Annotated in this window: 2 protein-coding genes; both read left to right on the forward strand. The window is 70.7% G+C overall.

Translation table 11 applies throughout. The features are described 5' to 3' along the window. Positions 1–332: 332 nt before the first annotated feature. Positions 333–725, forward strand: coding sequence for a hypothetical protein (locus ACFVXA_RS11235; RefSeq protein WP_384017353.1), 393 nt, complete (start codon positions 333–335; stop codon positions 723–725). A 115-nt stretch (positions 726–840) separates the two neighbouring features. Continuing rightward, positions 841–1,443 carry an RdgB/HAM1 family non-canonical purine NTP pyrophosphatase gene (rdgB, locus tag ACFVXA_RS11240; RefSeq protein WP_362017741.1) on the forward strand — a complete coding sequence of 201 codons (603 nt, stop codon included), beginning with the start codon at positions 841–843 and terminating at the stop codon, positions 1,441–1,443. Positions 1,444–1,564: the final 121 nt, after the last annotated feature.

Here is a 1,564-nt window from a genome sequence, read left to right on the forward strand (position 1 = left end):
TACCACGCACGCGGGCCGGAACCGACCACGCACGCGGGCCGGAACCGACCACGCACGCGGGCCGGAACCGACCACGCACGCGGGCCGGAACCGACCACGCACGCGGGCCGGAACCGACCATGTACACGGGTCGCGCCGGCCTGGTGCGCGAGTCGAATCGACCTGCGCCACGGGTCGAACCGACCGCATCACCGGTCGAACCGACCGCCACGGCCGGAACCGACCCGACCGCACCACGGTCGCAACCGACCGCACGACCCGACCGCACCACGGTCGCAACCGACCGCACCACGGGGTCGGACCACATCATGTCCACGGGGAGGGACCGTTCCATGGCCGCGCGCCACCGCCGCCGCACCGCCGTATTCGCCGTCGTCACCGCACTCGTCGCCCTGCCGGCGGCCGTCGGCTGCGACGCGGTCAACAAGGCCCTGGACTGTGTCCAGACCGCCGACTCCATCGCCGACAGCGTCACCGACCTCCAACAGGCGGTCGAGAACGCGGCGAACGACCCGACGCAGACCGACGCGTCCCTCAACTCGATCGAGAAGAACCTCGACAAGATCGGCGACAAGACCGACAACGCCGACGTCAACAAGGCGGTCGACGACCTCAACAAGGCCGTCGGCAACGTCCGTACGGCCATCAAGAACGGCGACAGCACCCCCGACATCAGCCCGGTCACGGACGCGGCGGGCGAGCTGACGAAGGTCTGCACGCCGTAAGCGGCTGTAAGAGTCGCGGTAAGCGCCGCCGTAAGCGCCGCCCGTAAGGGCGTGCGTAAGAGCCGCTCCGGAAGCCACCGCGGGGACGCGGGGACGAGGCGGGATACTGAGCACCATGACCCGCCTGATCCTCGCCACCCGCAACGCCGGAAAGATCACCGAGCTGAAGGCGATCCTCGCCGACGCAGGTCTCACCCACGACCTCGTCGGCGCGGACGCCTACCCCGACATCCCCGACGTCAAGGAAACCGGCGTCACCTTCGCCGAGAACGCCCTGCTCAAGGCCCATGCCCTGGCTCAGGCGACGGGCCTGCCCGCCGTCGCCGACGACTCGGGCCTCTGCGTGGACGTCCTGAACGGCGCCCCCGGCATCTTCTCCGCCCGCTGGTCCGGCCGGCACGGCGACGACAAGGCCAACCTGGACCTGCTCCTGGCCCAGCTCTCCGACATCGCGGCCCCCCACCGGGGCGCCCACTTCGCCTGCGCGGCAGCCCTCGCCCTCCCGGACGGCACGGAACGCGTCGTCGAGGGCCAACTGCGGGGAACACTGCGCCCCACCCCGTCCGGCTCCAACGGCTTCGGCTACGACCCGATCCTCCAGCCGGAGGGCGAGACGCGGACCTGCGCCGAACTCTCCCCCGAGGAGAAGAACGCGATCAGCCACCGGGGCAAGGCGTTCCGGGCGCTGGTGCCGGTGGTGCGGGAGCTGTTGGGCTGACACAACAGAGACGTGGGGGGGGGGGTGAAATAATGTGGGCCGACTGGGCGGCCGTGGGGGGGGGGGGGGTGAGTGACCCACGCGGGTGGTAGCCCAATGGGGGAAAACCAGAAAGAAAGAC

The sequence above is a fragment of the Streptomyces sp. NPDC058246 genome (genome assembly GCF_042881985.1).
Taxonomy (GTDB): Bacteria; Actinomycetota; Actinomycetes; order Streptomycetales; family Streptomycetaceae; genus Streptomyces.